The organism is Methanosarcina sp. 2.H.T.1A.6, from assembly GCF_000979455.1.
Taxonomy (GTDB): domain Archaea; phylum Halobacteriota; class Methanosarcinia; order Methanosarcinales; family Methanosarcinaceae; genus Methanosarcina.
In genome coordinates this window covers 60260-80674 of record NZ_JJOY01000028.1, presented here as the reverse complement: position 1 = coordinate 80674, position 20415 = coordinate 60260, and the positions used below count along the sequence as shown (strand labels likewise).

Genomic DNA, 20415 nt, shown 5'->3' with positions numbered 1-20415 from the left:
ACAAATTTATGTTAACATAGTTAAGGGGAAAATTGGTTAGCAGGCAGGATTTGTAATGGAATTTCTTGAATTGGAACTGAATTTCTTGAACTGAGACATATAGATCCAGACTCGAGCCAGATTCGAGCCAGATTCGAACCAGATTCCTGAACAAATTTTGCGAAACCAATTGATTGTGAAGAGGGTAGAATAATATGGCCAAAGAGATGTACAAATTACCACCATTGAAATATGGTTATGCAGACCTGGCACCTTATATTTCCGAAGAACAGCTGCGCATACACCATGACAAACACCATCAGGGTTATGTAAACAACACTAACGCCCTTCTGGAAATGATGGACAAAGCCAGGAAGGAAGGCACGGATTTTGATTATAAGACAACTGCAAAAGCCCTGTCTTTCAATCTGGGTGGGCACGTCCTTCATGATTACTTCTGGTGGGAGATGACTCCTGCAAGCAATGCAAGCAAAGAGCCTGTCGGCGAATTAGCTGATGCGATTAAGGAAGATTTCGGAAATTTTGAAAGGTTTAAAAAGGAGTTTACCCAGGTCGCATCGAGTGTGGAAGGTTCCGGCTGGGCAGCCTTAACTTTCTGCAATGACACTAAAAGACTTGGGATCATGCAGATAGAAAAGCATAATGTAAATCTTGTGCCTGATTTCCCGATCCTTATGGACCTGGATGTATGGGAACATGCCTACTACATTGATTACAAGAATGATAGGGGCAAATTCATAGAAGGATTCTGGAATATAATCGACTGGGAAGAACTCGACAAGTATTTCAAAAAGATCCAGAAATTGTAATACAGTTATTTTTAAGCATAATTATGTTATTCCGATTACACTTTTTATTTAATATCATCAGTAATCGGAAATGACAATATTTTTATTGATGACAATATTTTTATTGATGACAATATTTTTATTGAAACGATTTTTGTTTCCTTGAATTAACCTTCCATTTCATAGAATCACTCAAAATAATTATTTTCAAGCTTTTTTTCAGTTCTCCCGTAGTGGCTCTCATATACCTCGTATTCTCCGCTTTCCCTGTCAAAAACAAACCTGTAAACCGTATCAAAATAAGGCCATTTTTTAACATACGGATTTCTGGCATCGCTCAAAATTACGGTTACAGCCCCATCTTTTTCGGAAATCGAATAAACAGGATAGTCGATCGCCTGAGGCACTGAATTACTGTAGAGCTTCCCGGCTCTTTCGGCATAGGCGGAGGCGTCCGGAACATCCCCCTTCACGTTAACCTTCTCGACGTAAAAGCTTTTTTCGACTCCTGACCAGTAGCTGACTTCAAGAAGTTTATACCGGGCATCATCATACGAATATGCTGCCAGGAATTTACCAATCGATATTGGGTAGGTGTCGTTGTAACTGATCTCGGTCCCTTCTGCTCTGGAGATGCAGTCTGTCAGGAAGACTTTTGCAACAGGGAACACTGTGGTCCAGACAAGGAGGATTATAATAAAAGAGGCATAGAATTTGCCTTCATTCCGGTTTACAAAACCATGGAACCCTTTTAGCCCATTTAATTTATTCAGCCCGCTTAATTTTCTATTCAATATGTCTCTGTTTTTAATGCTCCAGCTGTCCTTGCCTTCGAAAGGCCATCTCCCCGTACTTTTGATTTTCCATCTATCTTTGATTTCAAGACTCCATTTGCCCCTGTTTTTCAGATATTCCGCAGCTACGATGAAGACAGGCAGCAGAGGAAGGATATTTATCACGGGGTCGAAGGGATAAATGGCTCTAAGGGCGGACTCGTTTGTGCTGAACGGATAGAAGGGGCGCATTTTTGCGATCGTAGTGTAATCCAGGAGGATGTGCAGGAAAACCGCCTGAAACCCTCCGAATGTAAAAGCCCTGTCTTTAGTTTTAAGCCAGATCAGAAGTGCGATAATAAAAGCGAAAAAAACCGAATGCGTAAACTCCCTGTGGCCCAGCAGATAGAAAAGCTGGTTTCGCGCCTCGTGACTTACGCTTCCGCTGATGAGAGTAAAGAGCGAATAGCTGAAGTAGTCCAGGTCAGGGATTATAGAAAGGAGAACCAGACCAAGCCTCTTCCTCCCTTTTAAACCCAGAGCGTAGGCAAGAAGCAAACCGATTCCAATGTGAGAAATTGTATTTACCATAAATCTACCATGAATTTCTATTCTGTACCATTAATAGTGTGTTTATTAACGGTGTATTTTTTATGAATGATGTTATGGAAACCATGATCGGAAAGAACTCCAGCCAGAGAAATTCTAGCGATGTGGTGCCTTCACCCCATATATTCCCATTCTATTATATAAATAGATGGATAATTAATATATACACCTGGAAAAAAGACAAAACAGAATTTGGATCGTATTTATGCTGCTCTTCCTGATGATTAAAAAATAACCCAAAAATTGAATGAATTATTATTATCATCATTATTATCATCATTACTATTATTATTAGTATTATTATTTTATAAAAATTGAATGAGTTGATGAGATTGATAATTTCCTCTCAGGTTACTGCTCTCAGGTTACTGAGATGAATTTTCCATTGTCCCGTAATTCAGCGTCCTGTTAAAGAAATCTGTCATCTCCTCATATGCGTCCTGTGCAACGAAGCTTTCAGAAAGTTCTCCGTCTTCGATCATGAAGCCGTGCGGTTCACCCTGGTAAACCTTCAGTTCGAAGTATTTGTCAGCCGTGTCCAGCTCTCCGGCGTACCGGTAGATATCGGAGATATTGCTTGCCTGATCGCGGGTACCGTGTATGATAAGCATAGGTACATCAAGCTGGTCTATCAGGCTGGCCGGCTGGTCTGGCTGGGTTTCAGACCCGCCTGTGTAAGGGAAACCATACCAAGCAACTCCGGACTTGAACTCTTCGATCCGGGGCAGGAAAAGCATGGTATACCTGCCGCCCGCACAAAAACCGGTAAGGCCCAGGTTTTCCGGATCAACATCGTCCCTGCCCTCAAGGTAACTTACGCTGTTTCTGACAAGGGATTCTACCTCTGAATCAGGAGGAGAGCGGGAATAGGTTTGCCACTGTGGAGCGACCACAACAAACCCGTCTGCTGCCATCCTGTCCACTATATCCTGGTATCCGAGCTCAAAGCCATTAAAGGAATGGATCAGAACTACAGCCGGGTATTTACCCTCTGCCGCCGGAACAGCAGTATAAGCAGGATAGGTCTGCCCCTCACTTGTGATGTTAACGGTTTCATTTCGGGTGTCAGTTGAAGCGCTCCCGGAAGCTTTGGGAACAGTTGGGACATCGGGATCGGGTTCAGGAGAATCCGGTTCAGGGACGTCAGGTCCGGAATCCTCCGAATCCGTGCAGCCCGAAACGCCGAGCAGACATGCTACAAGCAAAAACAAGAATAGTGTTTTCATGAAATTCATTTAACCCCCTCAAGATTTCATATACCGGAAATATCATATGCAGGGATATTGAATTTCCGGGATATACCGAATAGGAAAATTATATGTCACGGGATATAAAACAGAAGGAACAAAATATTCCGTGAAAGAGAAAAACGAAAAAGAACCGGAAGAGAATCAGAAAAGAAAAGAAAAGAAAAGAAAAGAAAAGAAAAGAAAAGAAAAGAAAAAACGGGAAAAGAACAGAAAAGTACCGGGAAACAAATCTAAAAGATACTTTGACAGCAGGCTCCGGCTGCAGAGCTTACATTTCAACGATCTTCTCAATAACGTCCCTTTCGGAGCGGTAAACCCTGAACTTGGCCACCCTGCCTATATCCAGCCTGTTGAAGTCCTCCCTGCTTGCTCTGTATTCCCGGACTTCGTCTTCAACACAGAGACGCATTCTGACAATGTACTCGATTTCCGGATACATGGTTTTAAGTTCGGCTTCCACGGACTCGTTGATCTGGAGGTTTTCGGAGCCTTCCGGAAGTAACTGCCCGCAGGCTGCATCCTGAATCGAAATCCCTTCAGGGCCGCTCTGGAAAATGATAGTCCTTTCTTCCCCTTCAACTCCTACCACTTCTTTTTGAAGGACAAAACCAACACCTACCACAGGGGACAAAAACCCCTTAACTGAAATGAAAAGAATGGCGGCAAGGAAAATGATGACTGCTCTTTTCTTTCGGGTGTCGTCTATCTGGTTCAGCTTCAAGCAATTGACCTCGGTTCTTGTGGAATGAACTGCACTTCAATGAAATTCAGGATTCCAAAAAATTTTCAGGTATTAATATAGTCCCGGTGACTTGCTGAGAAGACAGAGTTTAACATAATTGATAACGATTGATGATACTATCTGATACTATCTAATCCATAGCTGATAAAATCTAATTCATGGCTGATAAACAATCATATAATTGCTGTCACAACAATAAATATTTTTTTCATATTTTAATAAATATCACATACAAAAAAACGAGTAATACTGGCTAAGGACGATTAATAAGAGTGGATATAGAATAATGAGAATGAATCTGGAATGGAGTGCTAGAAGCCTGCCAATGAATAAATAGACAATTTAAAAAGAGTAAGTGTTAATATAAATTATAGGAGTATATAAGTTTTTCCTTCTGTATACTAACTGTATCCAGTTAAGTATTCAAATGTGCATATAAATAAATGTCAACGTAATAACTGCGAATTTTTGCAAAAACCAGAATGAATTTTTGTATGCTTTTCCTGGATACGGAAAAGGAACTGGCAAAAGGAACCGTTAAAACGGAACATATCAGGCTTCTACCTGGCAACAGGTCACTACTCCTTAACCTTATGGGTGCCATTCAAAAAAAAGCATTCATTAAAAGAAAAAACACATTAGGTGACACTCTGGTTGTGGGACATAACGATTAAATTATATTTAAAAATGAAAAAGGAGACATAGAACATGGTAAGCGAAATGACTCCAACCAAAAGAGCTCTGGCAGCAGTGCTTGGAGGCAGGGTTGACTACGTACCCCCTGCAAATCCTCTGGCTCAGACCACGGCAGAACTGATGCAGATCTGCAATGCTTCCTGGCCAAAAGCCCACTTTGACAGTAAAATGATGGCAGACCTTGCAGCCGCCCCATATGAAGTCTGTGGCATTGAGGCTGCACGCCCTCAATTTGACATTTCCCTGGAAGCGGAAGTTCTTGGATGCAAACTTGACTGGGACAAGCCGGACAGGCCTCCCGTAACCGGCCCTGCTTATACGGACCCGGCTGACATAACCTGGCCAGACAACCTGGAAGAAACCGGAAGGATTCCAGTCGTGCTCGGAGCAATCGATGAACTGAGGAAGCGCTACGAAGGAATGCTCCCTATAATCCCCGTACTTACAGCCCCTTTTACAGTAGCCGGCCACATAGCAGGCGTTGAAAACCTGGTAAGGTGGACAAAGACCGACCCGGAAAAAGCCCATGCATTCATAGAGGCTGCCACAGACTTCGTAATAGCCTACGGAAGGCTGCAGACCGCTTATGGGGCACATATCCTTTTCCCTGCTGACCCATCGGCTTCAGGAGACCTTATTTCTGGGGAAACTTACAAAGAATTCGTGCTCCCTGCCCACAAAAGGATGGCAAGGGAGATCAGCTGCCCCCAGATCCTGCACATCTGCGGAGATACCAGCAAACTCCTGCCTTACATAAAGCAGAGTGGAATCGACTGCTTCTCCTTTGATGCCGTGCCAGTCTGGTACTGCCGCCAGGTAATGGGCAACGAGATGTCTATCCTCGGAAGCCTGGACGTTATCGATCTGATGCCAAACGGCACCCCGGAACAGGTCTACAACAGGACCAGGGAATGTATCCTGCAGGGAACCGATATTGTCGGGACTGCATGTGATGTCTCATTCGGGACTTCCCTCGAAAACCTCAGGGCCTATGTCAGGGCCTGCAAGGAAACCCCGATCCCGAAATACGATGATGTGGAAGACCTCGTCAGGCAGATAGGGGTAGGTATCGGAAGGAACATGAAAGAAAACGTCCTCGGAGGAGTGCAGGAATGATCAGGCATATCGACCTCGCAGTCCAGAAGATCTTCGAGATGAAAGAAAAAGAGCCTGCGAAGTTCAAAAAACTCATTGATGAAGGGATCATGATCGGCCTCGGGGTGGACCTCGGAGACGGGAAAAAAGAAGTGACCACCGCCGACCAGATAAAGGAAAAGAACCGGCCAAAGGACCCCGAATATGCAGCCGTGGCAGATGCGGTGATCGCAGGAAACAGGGCAGAAGCCGCCAAACTCACAGCTGGCCTCCTTGATAAAGGAAGAGATCCTACAGACCTGGTCTTAAACTCCCTTATGCACGGCATCCAGACCGTGTGTGAGCTTTACGACATAGGAGAAAGCTATGTCCCGGAAATCCTGCTGGCAAATGAAGCACTCCTCGGAGGTGTGGAACTCTGCCAGGAAAAGATAGGAGACATCCCCTCCAGTGGGAAGGTGGTATCCCTTGTTATTGTGGGAGACCTGCATGACATAGGCAAGAATATAGTGGCAGCCATTCTGAGGGCGAACGGGTTTGAAGTCATCGATCTCGGAAGAGACATAACGGTGGAAGCAGTCGTCGAAGCCGTAAAGGCGGAGAAAGCCGACCTTGTTACCGGAACAACCCTCATGAGCACGACCAAAGGAGGCCTTAAAGCCCTCGCAGAAGCCCTGGAATCCGAAGGCGTCCCTGTCGCCTGTGGTGGAGCTGCTGTGGACAGTCACTTCGTCGAGACCTTTGGCAACTCAGTATATGGAAAAACTCCGCTTGATGCGGTAAAAATCGCAAAACAGATCTGTGCAGGAAAAAGCTGGGAAGAAGTCCGCAAGGACCTTCACTGATTTTACTTTAACTTTCCAGTTTTATTTTTTCCTTTTTTCTTTTTTACTTTATTCTTTTTTCCAATCTTTACCTCCTTTAACAAAACCCTGGGATAAAACATGGATCAGGCTATAAATATCGATATCGGCACCAGCGGAATCAGAGCGCAGCTCCTGGACCTTACGGACCATTCCGTCCTGAGGACTGCAATTTTATCCAGAAACCCTCTTCCGGGTGCAAATGTTGTTGACCATATGGACTTTGCGATCAGTTACGGGCAGGACACAGCCCATGAAATTCTCGTTTCAGCCGTAAACTCCCTGATAAAAAGCCTTAAACCCGGAAACCTCAAGCGCATAGCCGTTTGTGGAAATCCGATCCAGCTGTCGCTGTTAGAAGGAATCGAAATCCGGGACCTTGCATTTGCGGGAAAAAACGCCCTTGAAAAAATGCATGTAAAGTCTCCGGAAAGGGACGGACATATCGTTTCAGGAAATGAAATCGGGCTTTCCATAGATGTTGATGTGATTATCCCGCCTTCGATAAGGCATGAAATCGGAGCCGATGCCCTTGCCATGATGATAAAAACAGGGTTTCTGGATTCCTCCGAAACCTGCATGGTTACGGATTACGGGACCAATGCGGAAATGGCCCTGAAAGTGGACGATAAGATCTTTACAGGATCGGCTGCTGCGGGCCCGGCCATGGAGGGACAGCAGATAAGCAAAGGTATGCTGGCAACCCCCGGAGCAATTGCCGATATGCGGCTTTCCGCAGGGGGCTGGCAGACCCTTGCCCTTGATGAAAAGCTCAGGCTTGTGGAAGGGCCTAAAATCAACCTGCGAGAAGGGACCTTCAAAACCTCGGGATACCCTGTGAAGGGGATCACCGGCACAGGTGTGATTGCTCTTATGTACGCAGGCCTTGTAACCGGCATAATAAAGCCTCCTCATATCGAAGGCGGCAGAATCCGGGTGGGAAAGGGGATCACGTTTACGGAGGAGGATGTGATAGAAGCCGGAAAAGCCTTCGGAGCCCTGAGAGCAGGCCACCTGACCCTGATGCACGAAGCAGGAATAACATACGAAGACCTGGAAACAATGTACATGTGCGGAGCCAGCGGGACCTACGTTGACCCTCATAAGGCACAGGTCACGGGAATTGTGCCTGCAACCCCGAAACGGATTGTCCAGTGCGGAAACACCTCCCTGGAACTTGCAAAGGACCTGGCCCTTGATCCCGACTACCTCTCCTGCCTCAATGAAATGAAGAAATCGATCCTTGCAAACCACATCATGTTTGCCTCCTCCCCGACCTTTGCAGCCATCTACATCCAGGAGATAGCCCTCTGGAATGAAGGAATGCCCCTTGAAAAATACAACACAAACCTTGAAAGGTCAGGAATCCGGCCAATCCCGAAAAAACTGCAGGAAAGCATTATTGAAAGAAAATACGAAAGGGATATCAGGGATCTTGGAAAAAGCCTGGAGATCATGGAGCCAAAATGCGGTTTAATTGCCACGATCCGGTGCAGCGGCTGTGATACTTGCGTGAAGGGGTGCCCGGAAGAAGCCCTCTCAAGGAAAAACGAAAGTTTCAGGATCAATACTGCGAGATGCCTTGGCACTGCCTGCAGGAGATGCCAGGAAAGGTGCCCTGAAAAGAAGTTCTCGATCAATGATTTTAAGCTGGAGCTCCCGGGGTCCGCAGAGCCGTAATAGTAATATGATGCCAACCCGGGATAGGTATTTCAGCTCAAAATAATTACAAACTCAGAAATATAACCTCACCAAATAACCAAACTTAACATAAATCTCCAAAATAAGTATAGTTGACGAACTCAAGAATTAGCAAACTCAACACAAACTTTTTACAGTTCCCCGGCTTTCTGAATAGAGCTGTATATATGTCTTCCGGCAAACATTTAATCAGGAGTTTCCCCTTGTTCCAGACAGAACCTATACTTTACCTCCAATCCCTCGGAACCGAATGGTTTACTTTCCTCATGGTTTTGATAACTTCAATGGGGTCTGCCGCCTTTTTTGCCAGCATAATAATCATCACCACTTTCGGGGTTGATTTCAAGAAAGGTTTTCTTCTGTTCCAGCTGCTGCTCTGGACCGGTGAATTCACGGAAGTTCTTAAGGGAGTTTTTGTCCTCCCAAGGCCCGACTTTGTGGATTCCAGGGTCCTGAACCTTGAAAAAGGGTTTCCGAATATGTCTCCTTTTTCCGGGGAGGGGGCGGACAGGTTTTTCGGGCTTCCGGGCAGAGAGGCGCTTGAGGCATTCAGATTTCAGGGCACAATTTCTCATTCCATGTTCGGATTTCCTTCAGGGCATGTCTCGACAGCAATTACATTATGGGGAGGAACTGCCCGGGTCTTCGAGAACAGGGTAATAAAAAACCTGGCTCCGGCAGCGATTTTACTGATAGCTTTTTCAAGAATGTACCTGGGAAGGCATTTTTTGGGAGATGTACTGGGAGGAGCGACCCTGGGTATAATTATCCTGATTGTCTTTACGCACTTCCTTAAAAGCCCGTTGAAAGATGATCTTTTCAAAAAGGAGAGCTTTGAGCTTGTTTTCAGGCAGAAAAATCTCTTTTTTTACTCCTTTATGTTTGTTGTTCCTCTCCTCCTCACAGCCTCATCCCTGATAAGTGCCGATGTGGCAGGATTTCTCCTCGGCACGAATACGGCATATCTCATGGTGATACGAAAAGGGCTCCCGGAAGATGACGGAAATACAGGGCAGCGAGCTGCCAGGGTATTTATCGCCCTCATGCTGTTTGGGGTATTCAGCCTTGTTCTTGATGTTGGATTTGATGTAATCGGGGTGGCAGGTTACTTCGGTTTCACGGTTCTTGAATTCCCGAAAACCTTCATTCCTGCATCCACAATCTGGATTTCCGTATATATCTGTGCAAAGCTTGGGCTGTACGGAAGAGATATAGAAAAGATCTAAATCTGAGTTATCTGAAATAGAAAAGATCTAAATCTGAGTTATCTGAAATAGAAAAGATCTAAATCTGAGTTATCTGGACCTGATTTTAAGTCTTGTTTAAATTCTGTTTTAAGGACCGGAATTTGACCGGCCCTTTCATAATTCTGATTTCACCTGATACAGGCATTGAGACAGAGGTTTATTTCCTGTGCCTCAGTCCATATGCTGCTGTCAGGCCTGAAACTGCAAACCCGAGCTCAAAAGCCGGAGACGATTCTACATCACCTTTTTCGTTCTGAGCTTTAGGCTCTCCAGTTTCCGAAACCTGTCCTTCAGTTTCATTTATTCCGTCATCAGCTCCGATTGATTCAGCTTCATCCGAAGCCATTTCTCCAGTTCTGGAAACATCTGCTGCACCTTCCTCACCTTCAGGCACAAGGTCTATTATAATCTCATGTTCCGAAAACTGCGGGATATATACTGCAATTGAAGCTGTCCCGTTTTCGTATAGCCTGTAGCAAAGAGGTCTGTTTCCATCTGTAAAGAGTTCGTCAATGCTGTCAGCTTCTTCAATTATTGCACCGTCATATCTGAGCCTCAGACGGTCGGGATTGGTGAGGTTAATGGTCTCATTGTCTAAGTTTATATTGATGACTCTTCCATCTGGCAGGTCTGATTCAACGCCAAGTACAATGCGATCTCGATCCATTTCCCTTACTTTCAGGCCAACAGGGGCATAATTTGTTACTGAAACCTTATCCGAACCTGCACGGAAAGCTATCTCAGCTCCGAATCTTCCGGTTGCTATTTCCCTGTTAAGTACCTGATGCATGTAGGTATGATTACTATCGTACCTGTATCCGGTTTGCATCAATGAAGGCTGCATCGGACTTGCCCTGAACATTACCACACTATATTCTACAAGATTGACTGTGATTTTATCGCCCGAAATTTCTACTTCAGTCCCGTTAATAGGACCCTCGGGATTTTCGGTTAGGGGATTCCTGAAAAACACCAGATATCCCTCGAAATTGTTTGCGGTAATTTTTATGGGGACTGCATTCTCAAGCCCGCTGGAGATATTCTTTTCCAGGCTTGCTTTTACTCCATCTGCAAGGTTGTAAGTAACGGTTTTATTTGCAAAAGCCCTTACCTGGAAAATCCCCATGGGAGAATCCTGAATCAGGATCTGGCTGTCAACACCCTGGTAAAAAGCTGTTGTTTCCGTAATCTGTTCGTCAAGGTACTCAAAATCCGGAATTTCAACCGAATCAAAGAGAAGGTTTCCTCCTACAGCGAAGTTTTCTATTATCCCGCTTTCGTTGAAGTTGAATGTGGTAAAGTTTCCACAGGCACAATTTCCCTGCCGCATGAAATACATCCCACTGCCCCTACCGGTTCTCATTGCCTGAGTGGCCTGCTGACGCATCAAGAGCCTTTCCCTCGGGTCAAGGGTCGTATTCAGCTGTTGCATGTTCATTACCATGTAACTGGCAATTTCCTGCCCTGAGACCCCATACCGCTCTTCAATCTCCAGAACCGTAAGCTGCGTGTCCATATCTTCCGGAAGCTCAAGGTCAGAGATCGCATTTTCAACCTGGACCCCGAAGGTGTCTGATACTTCTTCAAAGGTCATTGACCCTAACCCATCAAACCTGCTGTCATACTGCGCAAAACCGTAGCCCTGCATCATTCCGGAACCCATCCCCGCCCCTGGACCGCCCCCCGGTCCCATCTGGGCATGTGTCGGTAACGCGACAAGTACGGCAACCAAAAAAGCACATAACAATGATACATCCAGACGTTTAATCCTCATTTTCCAATCCCCCTGACGTAAGTAAATAGTAATTGCCTGAAATCCAGAAACTACCCCGGCAAAAAAATACCTTGTATATGATGATTCAACACATATTATAATTGTTTTTTCATGTCTTCCCTCGTGTCTCTGTCTGAAATATAAAATATATTCATTGGTCATCGGTAAAGGAATATTCGTTTCTTAGGCTATCGATTTCACATCAGAAGTCTGCCTCAAATATAGCCATGTTTACCGAAAATCGATACTCTGCTCCATCTCCAGCTCTGATAAAATTTTGAACATCTATTGTGGAAATGAATGCAATTTAAATGCAATTTAAATGCAATTTATCATGATTCCTCACTTAACCGAAGACGCATGAAAATATATTAGAGAAGCATATATCCCCCTTAAAAAGAGCTTCACATCTCATCTTTCCGGTAATTTACAAAAACTTTATATCGGAGAACTGAGCGTTGGAGATTCATATTTAATCTTACTTCCTGTGTTTAATCTCCGTAATCAGATCGTAAATTACCGGATATATTATAAAGATTGAAATTATATGAAAACTGAGATAGATAGATAGATCAAACCGAAAAGTTAACTTATAAAAGTGCTTTTTAAAAGTACTGCAAAGAATTTCATTCAGGCTCCGAAGTATATTCGGGATAAATAACCGGAGAAACAGGCAGTCATTAAAAGTGTTAAGTCTCAGTAAAAAAAGAAAAAATGTTAAATCGTTGTAAGTTAATTTACTCTGTACTCCGGAATTAAGGAATAGCTTAAATAATGCTTTTAACTATTGAGCGTATTCACAATTCACTGGAGAAACAGCATACTGAAAACCGCAACCTGTTGGTTGTAACTGGTGGAAAGGACTTGATGGCCGTTTCATCTGTGGAAAAGATTTCCCACGGCAATATATCTTAGAAATCTGATCAAAACAAAGAGGATGACATTCATGGACTTTGAAAAATTGAGACACGGGACCGAACTTATCAAGAGGGGCTTTGCTAGGATGCAGAAGGGGGGTGTGATCATGGATGTGACAACTCCGGAACAGGCCAGGATCGCAGAAGAAGCCGGAGCAGTTGCTGTTATGGCCCTTCAGGCTGTCCCTGCAGATATCAGAAAAGAGGGCGGAGTTGCCCGTATGGCAGATCCCGAGATCGTCCAGCAAATCATTGATACGGTTACTATCCCTGTAATGGCAAAGGCAAGGATCGGGCACTTCGTCGAAGCTGAAATCATGGAAGCACTCGGCGTTGACATGGTAGATGAATCCGAAGTCCTTACCCCCGCCGATCCTTTCTATCACATAGACAAGACACAGTTTACAGTGCCTTTTGTCTGCGGAGCCAGGAACCTCGGAGAAGCTCTCCGCAGGATCAACGAAGGGGCAGCCATGATCCGGACGAAAGGAGAAGCAGGAACAGGAGACGTCAGCCAGGCAGTAAAGCACATGAAGCAGATTCAGGGCGAAATCCGTGCCCTTGCAGGCAAAACAAAAGAAGAACTGATAATGGTTGCCAGGGAAATCGAAGCTCCTATCGAACTTGTAATGGAAACCGCTAAAATGCAGCGCCTGATTGTAGTAAACTTTGCAGCTGGCGGAGTTGCAACCCCTGCTGATGCAGCTCTTATGATGCGCCTTGGTGCAGACGGAGTTTTTGTAGGCTCAGGAATTTTCAAAGCCGAAAACCCTGAAAAGATGGCAAAAGCAATCGTTGAAGCCGTAAATAACTACGACAACCCTGCAAAACTTGCCGAGATTTCAAAAGGCATAGGCGCCGGAATGAAAGGCATCAGCGTAGACACGATCCCTGTCGAGGAAGCTCTTCAGGAACGCGGCTGGTAAAAACCACAATCCCGAGTTGCGCCACCCGAATTGCGATTCGGGATCACAGGAAATCGGAGATTTCCTGGGAGTTGCACTGCAAGTGCAACAGCACGCAGTCCTTTTCGCTTCGCTCAAGAGGACTAATTTACGGATATAATAATTAGCTTCTTTCAAGAGGCTAAAATTCAATTTTTTAAAAACAGATTTATTCTTGCAGGTTTGTAAGAATAAAATTTATTTAATTTTTTACATTTTTTGATCAACAAATAAAGGATTAATTTTGGAAAATGGTGTTTTTAATGAAAATAGGTGTAATCGCTATTCAGGGAGCGGTTTCTGAGCATGTTGATGCTTTGAAGAGAGCCCTTGCAGAGAGAGGGGTTGAAGCTGAGGTAGTTGCGATAAAGCATAAGGGAATTGTGCCGGAGTGCAGCGGGATTGTGATTCCTGGCGGGGAGAGTACGACGCTTTGCAGGCTGCTTGCCCGTGAGGGGATTGCAGAGGAGATTAAGGAGGCGGCTGCAAGGGGAATTCCGATTCTCGGGACCTGTGCAGGGCTGATTGTGCTTGCAAAGGAAGGGAATGAGCAGGTGGCAAAGACCAGCCAGGAACTGCTTGGGATTATGGATACGAAAGTCAACAGGAACGCTTTTGGGAGGCAGAGAGATTCTTTTGAGGCGGAGCTTGATGTGGCTATTCTTGACTCTCCTTTTACCGGCGTGTTTATCCGGGCTCCCGGAATCGTGAGCTGCGGGCCTTGTGTGCGCGTACTTTCAAGGCTTGAAGGCATGATTATTGCTGCAGAGGAGGGAAATGTGCTGGCACTTGCATTCCACCCAGAACTAACCGACGACCTGCGCATTCACCAATATTTCCTAAATAAGATTTTGAACTGTTAAGAGTTACAGGGGTCAGGTTAATGGGTTTATCCTGTAGCTGACCATGATTTTTTTCATTTGTTTCTTTGGCATTAAAGTACGTGATTATTTGTTTTTCACGTACTCTCTCCTTCCTTTTTTGATTTGTGGTTTTTATAAAAATCATATAATATTCTTTTCATTTTATATCTCATGATTAAGCAATTTTGAATAATCTTGCCTTATCTACGATATCACCTATCAAAGAAAATATCTGTTCCATCGTATTGTCAGTTTCAGGAGTAATATATTTCTTCAACAGGTTTACATTCTTAGTGAATATTTCTTTTTAGGGTCCTCTAAAAATCATCAATTTTTTAAGGGTTACTTAACCTTTTTTAGTAGCTTAAGTATAATAGTGCTTCCCCGATTAAAGTACATATAAAAAACATTTTATTTTTTATTTGAGAAATTATAAACCCTTAACTTCAGATTCAAAACCTTATTGCCCCCTATTTTAAACAACAATCTGAATCTAACAAAAAACGAGTCAAAAGCAGTAATTAAAATTAATTTTAGCTTGATTGAATATAAATGGTTAATTTGCCTCATTTTGAGCTTTAAAAGCTTAATAACGGTTATTTTTACAAAAAATACTTAGATATTGCCTCCACACATAAGAAGTGAATATAAACTACCCGCAAGAAAATAGCGAAGGGTCAAATATTTAAAGTGGTTTGGATAATTTCTACACTGTAAACCTAAATTTGATAGGATATTGTCAACAGTTCAAAATGATTAATATTAAAGAAATTCACAAACTATACTGATAATCAATAACGGTAAGATATAAAAAGGATTAGTATGTTTACCTGACGAAAGTGGGTTTTATTCTTGAAGGCGGACTTTTTGCAAACTATTCCCAGTCATCAGTTAGACGGAAAAGCGGTCTCATACTGGCGCTGGTCGGGACTGCTCGGCTCGGTTTTGTATTGGCTGGTACCTCTGGCTTATTATGGTGCCATGAGGCTCTGGAACTGGCCTGGCTGGATTCTATCTATTATTATAGTTTTGGTACTGCTTATAACTTTACTGGATATCACGGTGATTCCGAATATTCTATGGAAAACGTGGCGTTACGATGTTTCTGAACACCAGATTGATCTTTATCATGGTATGTTTATTAAATACCGTACTTTAATTCCCATGGTACGCATCCAGCATGTTGATACTGTACAGGGACCATTAATGCGTCATTTTGGGATTTCTACGGTAACTGTATCAACTGCAGCGGATGAGTATGAAATACCTGCACTTGCAGATGATGTAGCCGCTGAACTACGAGAAAAGATTTCAGTATTAGCCCGGGTAGTGGATGAAGATGTATGAACCACAACGCCTGCATCCAGCAGCAATACTGGAGTTTTTGATAGGTAATATTTATAAACGGATTCAATCTTTACTGCCACTTATTATTCTGGTATTTGGGCAAAACGAAATTCGCAGGTGGTTTTTTTTTGTATTGCCTGTAATACTGCTGCTGTATGTGTTATATATAATAGTTTACTGGCTGCGTTATGTATATTATATTCAGGATGATGAACTGCATCTGGAATTCGGTATATTCGTTAAGAAAAAACGATTCATTAGTTTTGGACGAGTTCAAGCAGTTCAGGTATCTGCCGGAATAATTCAGCGCATATTCGGTCTGGTGAAACTGCAGGTAGAAACAGCCGGCGGGGGGGACAAAGCCGAACTGGTCCTGCCTGCTATTTCCAAGAAAAGGGCAGAAGAGCTCCGGTATATTCTGGAAAGTAAACGACCCATACCGGCCCAAAAATACCGGGAAACAGAAGATCGACATACAGGAGAAATTTTCCGGCTCTCAACCCGTGATTTGTTCATTCTGTCCAGCACCTCCAACAGCATTGGGGTGGTACTGGTAGGTTTATTTGTGATATTCTCGCAACTGGAAGAGATCTTTCCCGATCTCAACATATGGAATATTATAGGGGATTATGTAAATGAGATTGCTGGCAAAACAATAACTACTATTATACTTGTTGTTTTAGTCATATTTTTACTTGCCTGGGTTCTGTCACTGTTAGGGAATTTTATTAAATTTGGCGGCTTTGAACTCATACGTATGGATAATAATATAAAAATTAATCGCGGTCTCATGGAAAAAAAGCAGCTCACCATACCAATTAAAAAAATCCAGGCTGTACGCGTAGTAGAAAACGTTCTGCGTCAACCGTTTGGAATGGTTAGTATTCAGGTAGTCAGTATCAGCAATGCCGGAGAAAAAGGCGAATCTAGTGTTCTTTTTCCGATAATTCCTCATAGACAGGTAAAGGAATTGTTAGAACAGGTCCTGCCTGAGTTTGCTGTCCCCCTTGAAACCAAACAGCTTCCTATCCGTTCACGGATAAGGTATATTTTAATAAATCTTATACCGGCATTTCTTGTAACTATATTAGCAATGTTCTTCATACCTTATGGCTGGTTCTCACTCCTGCTGTGGCCTCTGGCAGTTTGGCTGGGCTTTATTCAATATCAGGATGCAGGCTTTAATATACAGAATAATAAACTGCTTATCAGTTCAAGGACCCTGGGTAAGGTTACTACTATAGTTCCCAGGCAGAGAATACAGTCTCTAGCTGTTTCTAACACCTATTTTCAAATAAAACGTAAACTGACTACATTGCATGTAGCGATTGCCTCCGGCAGCATTACTGCCAGTAAAAAATTGGTCGGTATGGATAAGGAACAAAGTGCAATGATCAGCAGGTGGTATTCTGATTTTGGTGGATACATATAAATCTGATACTCCCTAATATCCAGGCGACGTTGTATAAAAAATAATATAGTATATAAATATAGCATATAAATATTGGGAAACGTGGCCCAAAACAAAAATTCACTGACGTTTTTGTCCCAATGACGCCTGTTGGAATCCCTTGTACGCATCCCCAAGGACAAATTATTCAGATAAACTTGCAGACTTGCCTTTTCCTTTTACTCATTCTGAAATTACAGGAAGTTTATAATATATTTGGAAGAGAAGAAGTTTTGCCGATAGAAACAGGATAAACTAAGGAAGCAAAATCAGCGTCTTTTCAATTTTTTCTGGTTTTTCTTCAATTTCAAAAATAATCATAAAATTTCATCCGAATTTGAGTAAACCAATCTCCTCTCTTTGGAAAAGGAGATCCATTCAGACAGATGCTTATAAATATATTCCAATGATAATTTAATTTTAGTGGGAATTCAGACCTTTTAAAATAAATTTTTGTTTTCATTCACTTCAAATGGCTTTATTTTTTACGAATTTCAGAACAGTGTTCTTCTTTTGCACCTATATCCGATAACCAATTTCTTATAGAGCCGATCCCAAAACTTAAAATTTGCTTCTCTGAATCCAGTATTCCGAGTAATCAATCGAGTTTCAGATCACGAAAAACCATTCTAAAAATTTAATGATTTGAGAATAAAATTGGTTTTGGGATGAGCTCATATATTTGTCGCTCTTTAATTGTTTATAATCAATATATCTCCAACTCCTTACCTTACTATATATTTAATAGTAGAGTAAGAGTATATTATTCCAACAAAAACAGATCTAACGAAGGGGTGAATTGAATGGTCAAATTGAGCAGCGAAATGGTAGAAGATTTTGCAAAAATGAAGGTTTTTCCCTTTGCAACTGCCTCCGGAAACGGAGACCCGAACGTAATACCAATCGGCTTTTGTAAGCTCCAGGAAGACAGAGAAACTATCTGGATTGCAGACAACTACTTTTATAAGACCCGCCAGAACCTTGAAGAAAACCCGAGGGGTGCGATTTACGTATGGGGCCCTGAGGTTAAGGGGTGTTACCAGATAAAAGGGGACTTTGAGATAAAGACCGGAGGGGAAGACTACGAGAAGATGCATAAGATGGTCAAGAGTATGGGAGACAGGTTCCCTGCAAAAGCCCTTGCCGTCATGAAAATCACGGAAGTTTATGAGTGCAAATCCGGAGCAGGAGCCGGAAAGCAGCTCCTATGAAGTTTCTCAGAATAGTTTATAACATTTACTATTTTATCCTGACATCGAGGATGGATAAACGTCCTCACAAATTCTTCTTTTTTAAGAAATATTCCTGGAAAAATGTATCATTATGCCTTTTTCCGGACATTTTTTAGTTTCGTAGCAATATTTAATAAGAAGTATAACATTGATTGTTCGATACTTATTACAGAAACTATATATGCTTGGACTTCTTACCCACTTTCGGGTGACACTATGAGAACCTGGAAAGTATGTGTATTATGCATAATTATAGGGCTACTAGCTGTTCCTGCAGTTTTGGCCGAAGAGGAATGCGCGGTTAACTCTGACACGGAAGACGCTCTGGCTTCTACCGTAAAAGATTACATTGTTAGCCCCTGGACAGAAAATTCTCTTAGTACTGAAAATTCGATTATCTCTCTACGATCAACCCAGTACATAAGCCAGGGGCAGACTATACCTCATAATGTAAACGTAGGCTCAGGAGTAGATTATCTTGAAGTAGATTTGAATTGGGGAGATACAAGTGATTCTCTGACTCTTAGCATTTACACCCCGTCAGGAAGCAAAATCGGAACTTACCGGGATAACTATGACGGAAGTGTGAACGGCCGGATACGCCTTAATATAGATCCCTCACAGGGATATGTGGTACAGGGAACATGGATGTTCAAAGTCTACGGAGAATCGGTTAGTGGTACTGAAGATTACACGTTTAATGTTGCGCAGCATTAATTGCAGGAGAATCGATTTCCTTCTCTTTTTTTCTTTATATTTAATAATGGCAGCCGGAGCTACGGAATATATCGTAAGCCCAGCACCAGGTGATGAATTTGGAGTATCCGTAGCCGGAGAGGATGTACAGATATTAGAAGATACCGTAATACCCTACTGGCAGTTCCTGCTCTGGCTGGCTATCATGCAGATCTTGTCGGTAATAGATATACTGCTGTTCTCTACAAAGCTTATTTTCGCAATACTCGGATTTCGATTGGTAGACCATTCAAACGCTGTTGGGGTTATGAAGAGAAAGAATATATATGCCTTTATAAAAGCCAATCCAGGGATCTGTGTTAGTAAGATTGCAAATTGTATGGATCTGAACCGAGGGACTCTGCGCCATCATCTCAAGATTCTAGAAACGAAAAACATGATCGAAGCTCACATTGATCGCGGAAAAGTCCTATACTTCCAGAATAATTCCACATACGGTGAAAATGAAAAGCTGGTTATCTCAGTCCTTCAAAATGAGATTACCCGAAAGATAATTTCGAAAATATTAAAGGAAGAATGCAACACCAATGGGGATCTTGCCCTTACAACAGGAATTTCCAAAAGTACAATTAGCTGGTATATGAAACAATTAAAGGAGTCAGATCTTATTGAAGAAAATAAGATGGGAAAGAGTATAATATACAATATAAATCCTGTTTATCGGGATTCAATCGAAAAAACGTACATGAAATTCTTTGAATAACGGGCTCAAATAAATGAAAGTACTTTGAATTCTATCTTTTTTTGCTTAAACCCCATTATTCTCCTGAAATTATATTATGAGCTTTCCCACAAAATGGGACCTAATTTTTATTCCTACAATTTAGTGTCCTTTTGCCTCATTTTCTAAAGAATTATATCTCAGACATAAAAAGATCAAAATACCTTCATATAGCACGGTTTTTCACATTCGTATATGACTTATATCCAGGGCGTCAAGCAACTCGTTATATTAAGTAACATTGCAGAAAAATGAAATCATAAATTAAGCATCACCTTGATAGTTCAATAATCGGGCTAAAACCTTTGTGGTTTATATAATGAGAGATTGTAGTAATTTATGGAGTTCAAGATTTCTCGGAAGGATCCATTTGAACTCCATATGCCCGGAGGCAGGTTATTCTAGCCTCACAAATACTTAAGGCTTGTTAATCTTGCCTCGGGAGCAAAATCGCGAGGTAAAATGAAGGGATAAAGAAAAGCATAAAATCAACAATTGTTGTGCTGTTGGTACTGGGAACCTTCACAGGTCTGGCTGCAGCAATAACTGACAGATATATGGAAGAATCAGGGATGTAACTGGCACTAGGAGCAGCGCTGTTTGGATAAATTGTCCTTCTGGAACCTCTGACGTATACCATGCAAACA

General features: G+C 42.6%; 19 protein-coding genes. 14 read left to right on the top strand and 5 right to left on the bottom strand.

What is annotated here, in order from left to right:
- Positions 1-194: 194 nt before the first annotated feature.
- Positions 195-809, top strand: coding sequence for a superoxide dismutase (locus EO98_RS07680; protein WP_048137433.1), 615 nt, complete (start codon positions 195-197; stop codon positions 807-809).
- A gap of 167 nt (positions 810-976) precedes the next feature.
- Here the strand turns inward: EO98_RS07680 and EO98_RS07675 are convergent, their stop codons facing one another.
- Positions 977-2152, bottom strand: a complete 1176-nt coding sequence (locus tag EO98_RS07675) for a metal-dependent hydrolase (RefSeq protein ID WP_048137435.1) — start codon at positions 2150-2152, stop codon at positions 977-979.
- 62 nt (positions 2153-2214) lie between these two features.
- On the opposite strand from EO98_RS07675, the gene EO98_RS18720 reads away from it, so the two are divergent.
- Positions 2215-2391 (top strand): hypothetical protein, encoded by a 177-nt coding sequence (locus EO98_RS18720; RefSeq protein ID WP_156165878.1) that lies wholly within the window; start codon positions 2215-2217, stop codon positions 2389-2391.
- A gap of 144 nt (positions 2392-2535) precedes the next feature.
- Here the strand turns inward: EO98_RS18720 and EO98_RS07670 are convergent, their stop codons facing one another.
- On the bottom strand, positions 2536-3405 hold the full coding sequence (locus EO98_RS07670) for a dienelactone hydrolase family protein (RefSeq protein ID WP_048137437.1): 870 nt from the start codon (positions 3403-3405) through the stop codon (positions 2536-2538).
- A gap of 283 nt (positions 3406-3688) precedes the next feature.
- Complete coding sequence (locus EO98_RS07665; protein WP_048137439.1) at positions 3689-4141, bottom strand: hypothetical protein; 453 nt, start codon at positions 4139-4141, stop codon at positions 3689-3691.
- Between the two features lie 515 nt (positions 4142-4656).
- On the opposite strand from EO98_RS07665, the gene EO98_RS07660 reads away from it, so the two are divergent.
- The 5 genes from EO98_RS07660 to EO98_RS07640 all read left to right on the top strand — a co-directional run bounded on the left by EO98_RS07660 (position 4657) and on the right by EO98_RS07640 (position 9743).
- A complete protein-coding gene (locus EO98_RS07660; RefSeq protein ID WP_048137441.1) occupies positions 4657-4836 on the top strand; it encodes a hypothetical protein in 180 nt (59 codons plus the stop codon).
- Positions 4837-4870: 34 nt separating this feature from the next.
- Positions 4871-5974, top strand: a complete 1104-nt coding sequence (locus tag EO98_RS07655; protein WP_048137443.1) for an MtaA/CmuA family methyltransferase — start codon at positions 4871-4873, stop codon at positions 5972-5974.
- Positions 5971-6798: a methylthiol--CoM methyltransferase gene (locus EO98_RS07650; RefSeq protein ID WP_048137445.1), complete on the top strand. Its 828-nt coding sequence runs from the start codon at positions 5971-5973 to the stop codon at positions 6796-6798. Before EO98_RS07655 ends, EO98_RS07650 begins: the two co-directional genes overlap by 4 nt.
- A 99-nt stretch (positions 6799-6897) precedes the next feature.
- Positions 6898-8496: a methylamine methyltransferase corrinoid protein reductive activase gene (locus tag EO98_RS07645; RefSeq protein ID WP_048137447.1), complete on the top strand. Its 1599-nt coding sequence runs from the start codon at positions 6898-6900 to the stop codon at positions 8494-8496.
- Between the two features lie 224 nt (positions 8497-8720).
- Positions 8721-9743, top strand: a complete 1023-nt coding sequence (locus EO98_RS07640) for a phosphatase PAP2 family protein (protein ID WP_048137449.1) — start codon at positions 8721-8723, stop codon at positions 9741-9743.
- A gap of 178 nt (positions 9744-9921) precedes the next feature.
- On the opposite strand, the gene EO98_RS07635 is transcribed toward EO98_RS07640, so the two are convergent.
- Entirely contained in the window at positions 9922-11538 is a 1617-nt protein-coding gene (locus EO98_RS07635; RefSeq protein WP_048137451.1) for a hypothetical protein, read from the bottom strand.
- Positions 11539-12484: 946 nt separating this feature from the next.
- Here EO98_RS07635 and pdxS point away from each other — a divergent pair.
- The 7 genes from pdxS to EO98_RS07600 all read left to right on the top strand — a co-directional run bounded on the left by pdxS (position 12485) and on the right by EO98_RS07600 (position 19750).
- On the top strand, positions 12485-13381 hold the full coding sequence (gene pdxS, locus EO98_RS07630; RefSeq protein WP_048132552.1) for a pyridoxal 5'-phosphate synthase lyase subunit PdxS: 897 nt from the start codon (positions 12485-12487) through the stop codon (positions 13379-13381).
- Positions 13382-13662: 281 nt separating this feature from the next.
- Positions 13663-14262 carry a pyridoxal 5'-phosphate synthase glutaminase subunit PdxT gene (pdxT, locus tag EO98_RS07625; protein ID WP_048137453.1) on the top strand — a complete coding sequence of 200 codons (600 nt, stop codon included), beginning with the start codon at positions 13663-13665 and terminating at the stop codon, positions 14260-14262.
- A gap of 852 nt (positions 14263-15114) precedes the next feature.
- A complete protein-coding gene (locus EO98_RS07620) occupies positions 15115-15609 on the top strand; it encodes a PH domain-containing protein (protein WP_052734428.1) in 495 nt (164 codons plus the stop codon).
- Positions 15596-17041, top strand: coding sequence for a PH domain-containing protein (locus EO98_RS07615; protein WP_048137455.1), 1446 nt, complete (start codon positions 15596-15598; stop codon positions 17039-17041). Before EO98_RS07620 ends, EO98_RS07615 begins: the two co-directional genes overlap by 14 nt.
- 821 nt (positions 17042-17862) lie before the next feature.
- Positions 17863-18270: a pyridoxamine 5'-phosphate oxidase family protein gene (locus EO98_RS07610; protein ID WP_048137457.1), complete on the top strand. Its 408-nt coding sequence runs from the start codon at positions 17863-17865 to the stop codon at positions 18268-18270.
- Between the two features lie 237 nt (positions 18271-18507).
- Complete coding sequence (locus EO98_RS07605) at positions 18508-19008, top strand: hypothetical protein (RefSeq protein WP_048137524.1); 501 nt, start codon at positions 18508-18510, stop codon at positions 19006-19008.
- Between the two features lie 46 nt (positions 19009-19054).
- Positions 19055-19750, top strand: a complete 696-nt coding sequence (locus EO98_RS07600) for a winged helix-turn-helix transcriptional regulator (protein WP_235283449.1) — start codon at positions 19055-19057, stop codon at positions 19748-19750.
- Positions 19751-20195: 445 nt separating this feature from the next.
- On the opposite strand, the gene EO98_RS07595 is transcribed toward EO98_RS07600, so the two are convergent.
- Positions 20196-20408, bottom strand: a complete 213-nt coding sequence (locus EO98_RS07595) for a hypothetical protein (protein WP_048137461.1) — start codon at positions 20406-20408, stop codon at positions 20196-20198.
- Between the last annotated feature and the right edge of the window lie 7 nt (positions 20409-20415).

Excerpts from the sequence above, each read along its gene's own strand:
- EO98_RS07660 (WP_048137441.1), top strand. The coding sequence starts at position 4,657 with ATGCTTTTCCTGGATACGGAAAAGGAACTGGCAAAAGGAACCGTTAAA.
- pdxT (WP_048137453.1), top strand. The coding sequence starts at position 13,663 with ATGAAAATAGGTGTAATCGCTATTCAGGGAGCGGTTTCTGAGCATGTT.
- EO98_RS07680 (WP_048137433.1), top strand. The coding sequence starts at position 195 with ATGGCCAAAGAGATGTACAAATTACCACCATTGAAATATGGTTATGCA.
- EO98_RS07675 (WP_048137435.1), bottom strand. The coding sequence starts at position 2,152 with ATGGTAAATACAATTTCTCACATTGGAATCGGTTTGCTTCTTGCCTAC.
- EO98_RS07645 (WP_048137447.1), top strand. The coding sequence starts at position 6,898 with ATGGATCAGGCTATAAATATCGATATCGGCACCAGCGGAATCAGAGCG.
- EO98_RS07635 (WP_048137451.1), bottom strand. The coding sequence starts at position 11,538 with ATGAGGATTAAACGTCTGGATGTATCATTGTTATGTGCTTTTTTGGTT.
- EO98_RS07650 (WP_048137445.1), top strand. The coding sequence starts at position 5,971 with ATGATCAGGCATATCGACCTCGCAGTCCAGAAGATCTTCGAGATGAAA.
- EO98_RS07615 (WP_048137455.1), top strand. The coding sequence starts at position 15,596 with ATGAAGATGTATGAACCACAACGCCTGCATCCAGCAGCAATACTGGAG.
- pdxS (WP_048132552.1), top strand. The coding sequence starts at position 12,485 with ATGGACTTTGAAAAATTGAGACACGGGACCGAACTTATCAAGAGGGGC.
- EO98_RS07655 (WP_048137443.1), top strand. The coding sequence starts at position 4,871 with ATGGTAAGCGAAATGACTCCAACCAAAAGAGCTCTGGCAGCAGTGCTT.
- EO98_RS07600 (WP_235283449.1), top strand. The coding sequence starts at position 19,055 with ATGGCAGCCGGAGCTACGGAATATATCGTAAGCCCAGCACCAGGTGAT.
- EO98_RS07670 (WP_048137437.1), bottom strand. The coding sequence starts at position 3,405 with ATGAATTTCATGAAAACACTATTCTTGTTTTTGCTTGTAGCATGTCTG.
- EO98_RS07605 (WP_048137524.1), top strand. The coding sequence starts at position 18,508 with ATGAGAACCTGGAAAGTATGTGTATTATGCATAATTATAGGGCTACTA.
- EO98_RS07610 (WP_048137457.1), top strand. The coding sequence starts at position 17,863 with ATGGTCAAATTGAGCAGCGAAATGGTAGAAGATTTTGCAAAAATGAAG.
- EO98_RS07595 (WP_048137461.1), bottom strand. The coding sequence starts at position 20,408 with ATGGTATACGTCAGAGGTTCCAGAAGGACAATTTATCCAAACAGCGCT.
- EO98_RS18720 (WP_156165878.1), top strand. The coding sequence starts at position 2,215 with ATGAATGATGTTATGGAAACCATGATCGGAAAGAACTCCAGCCAGAGA.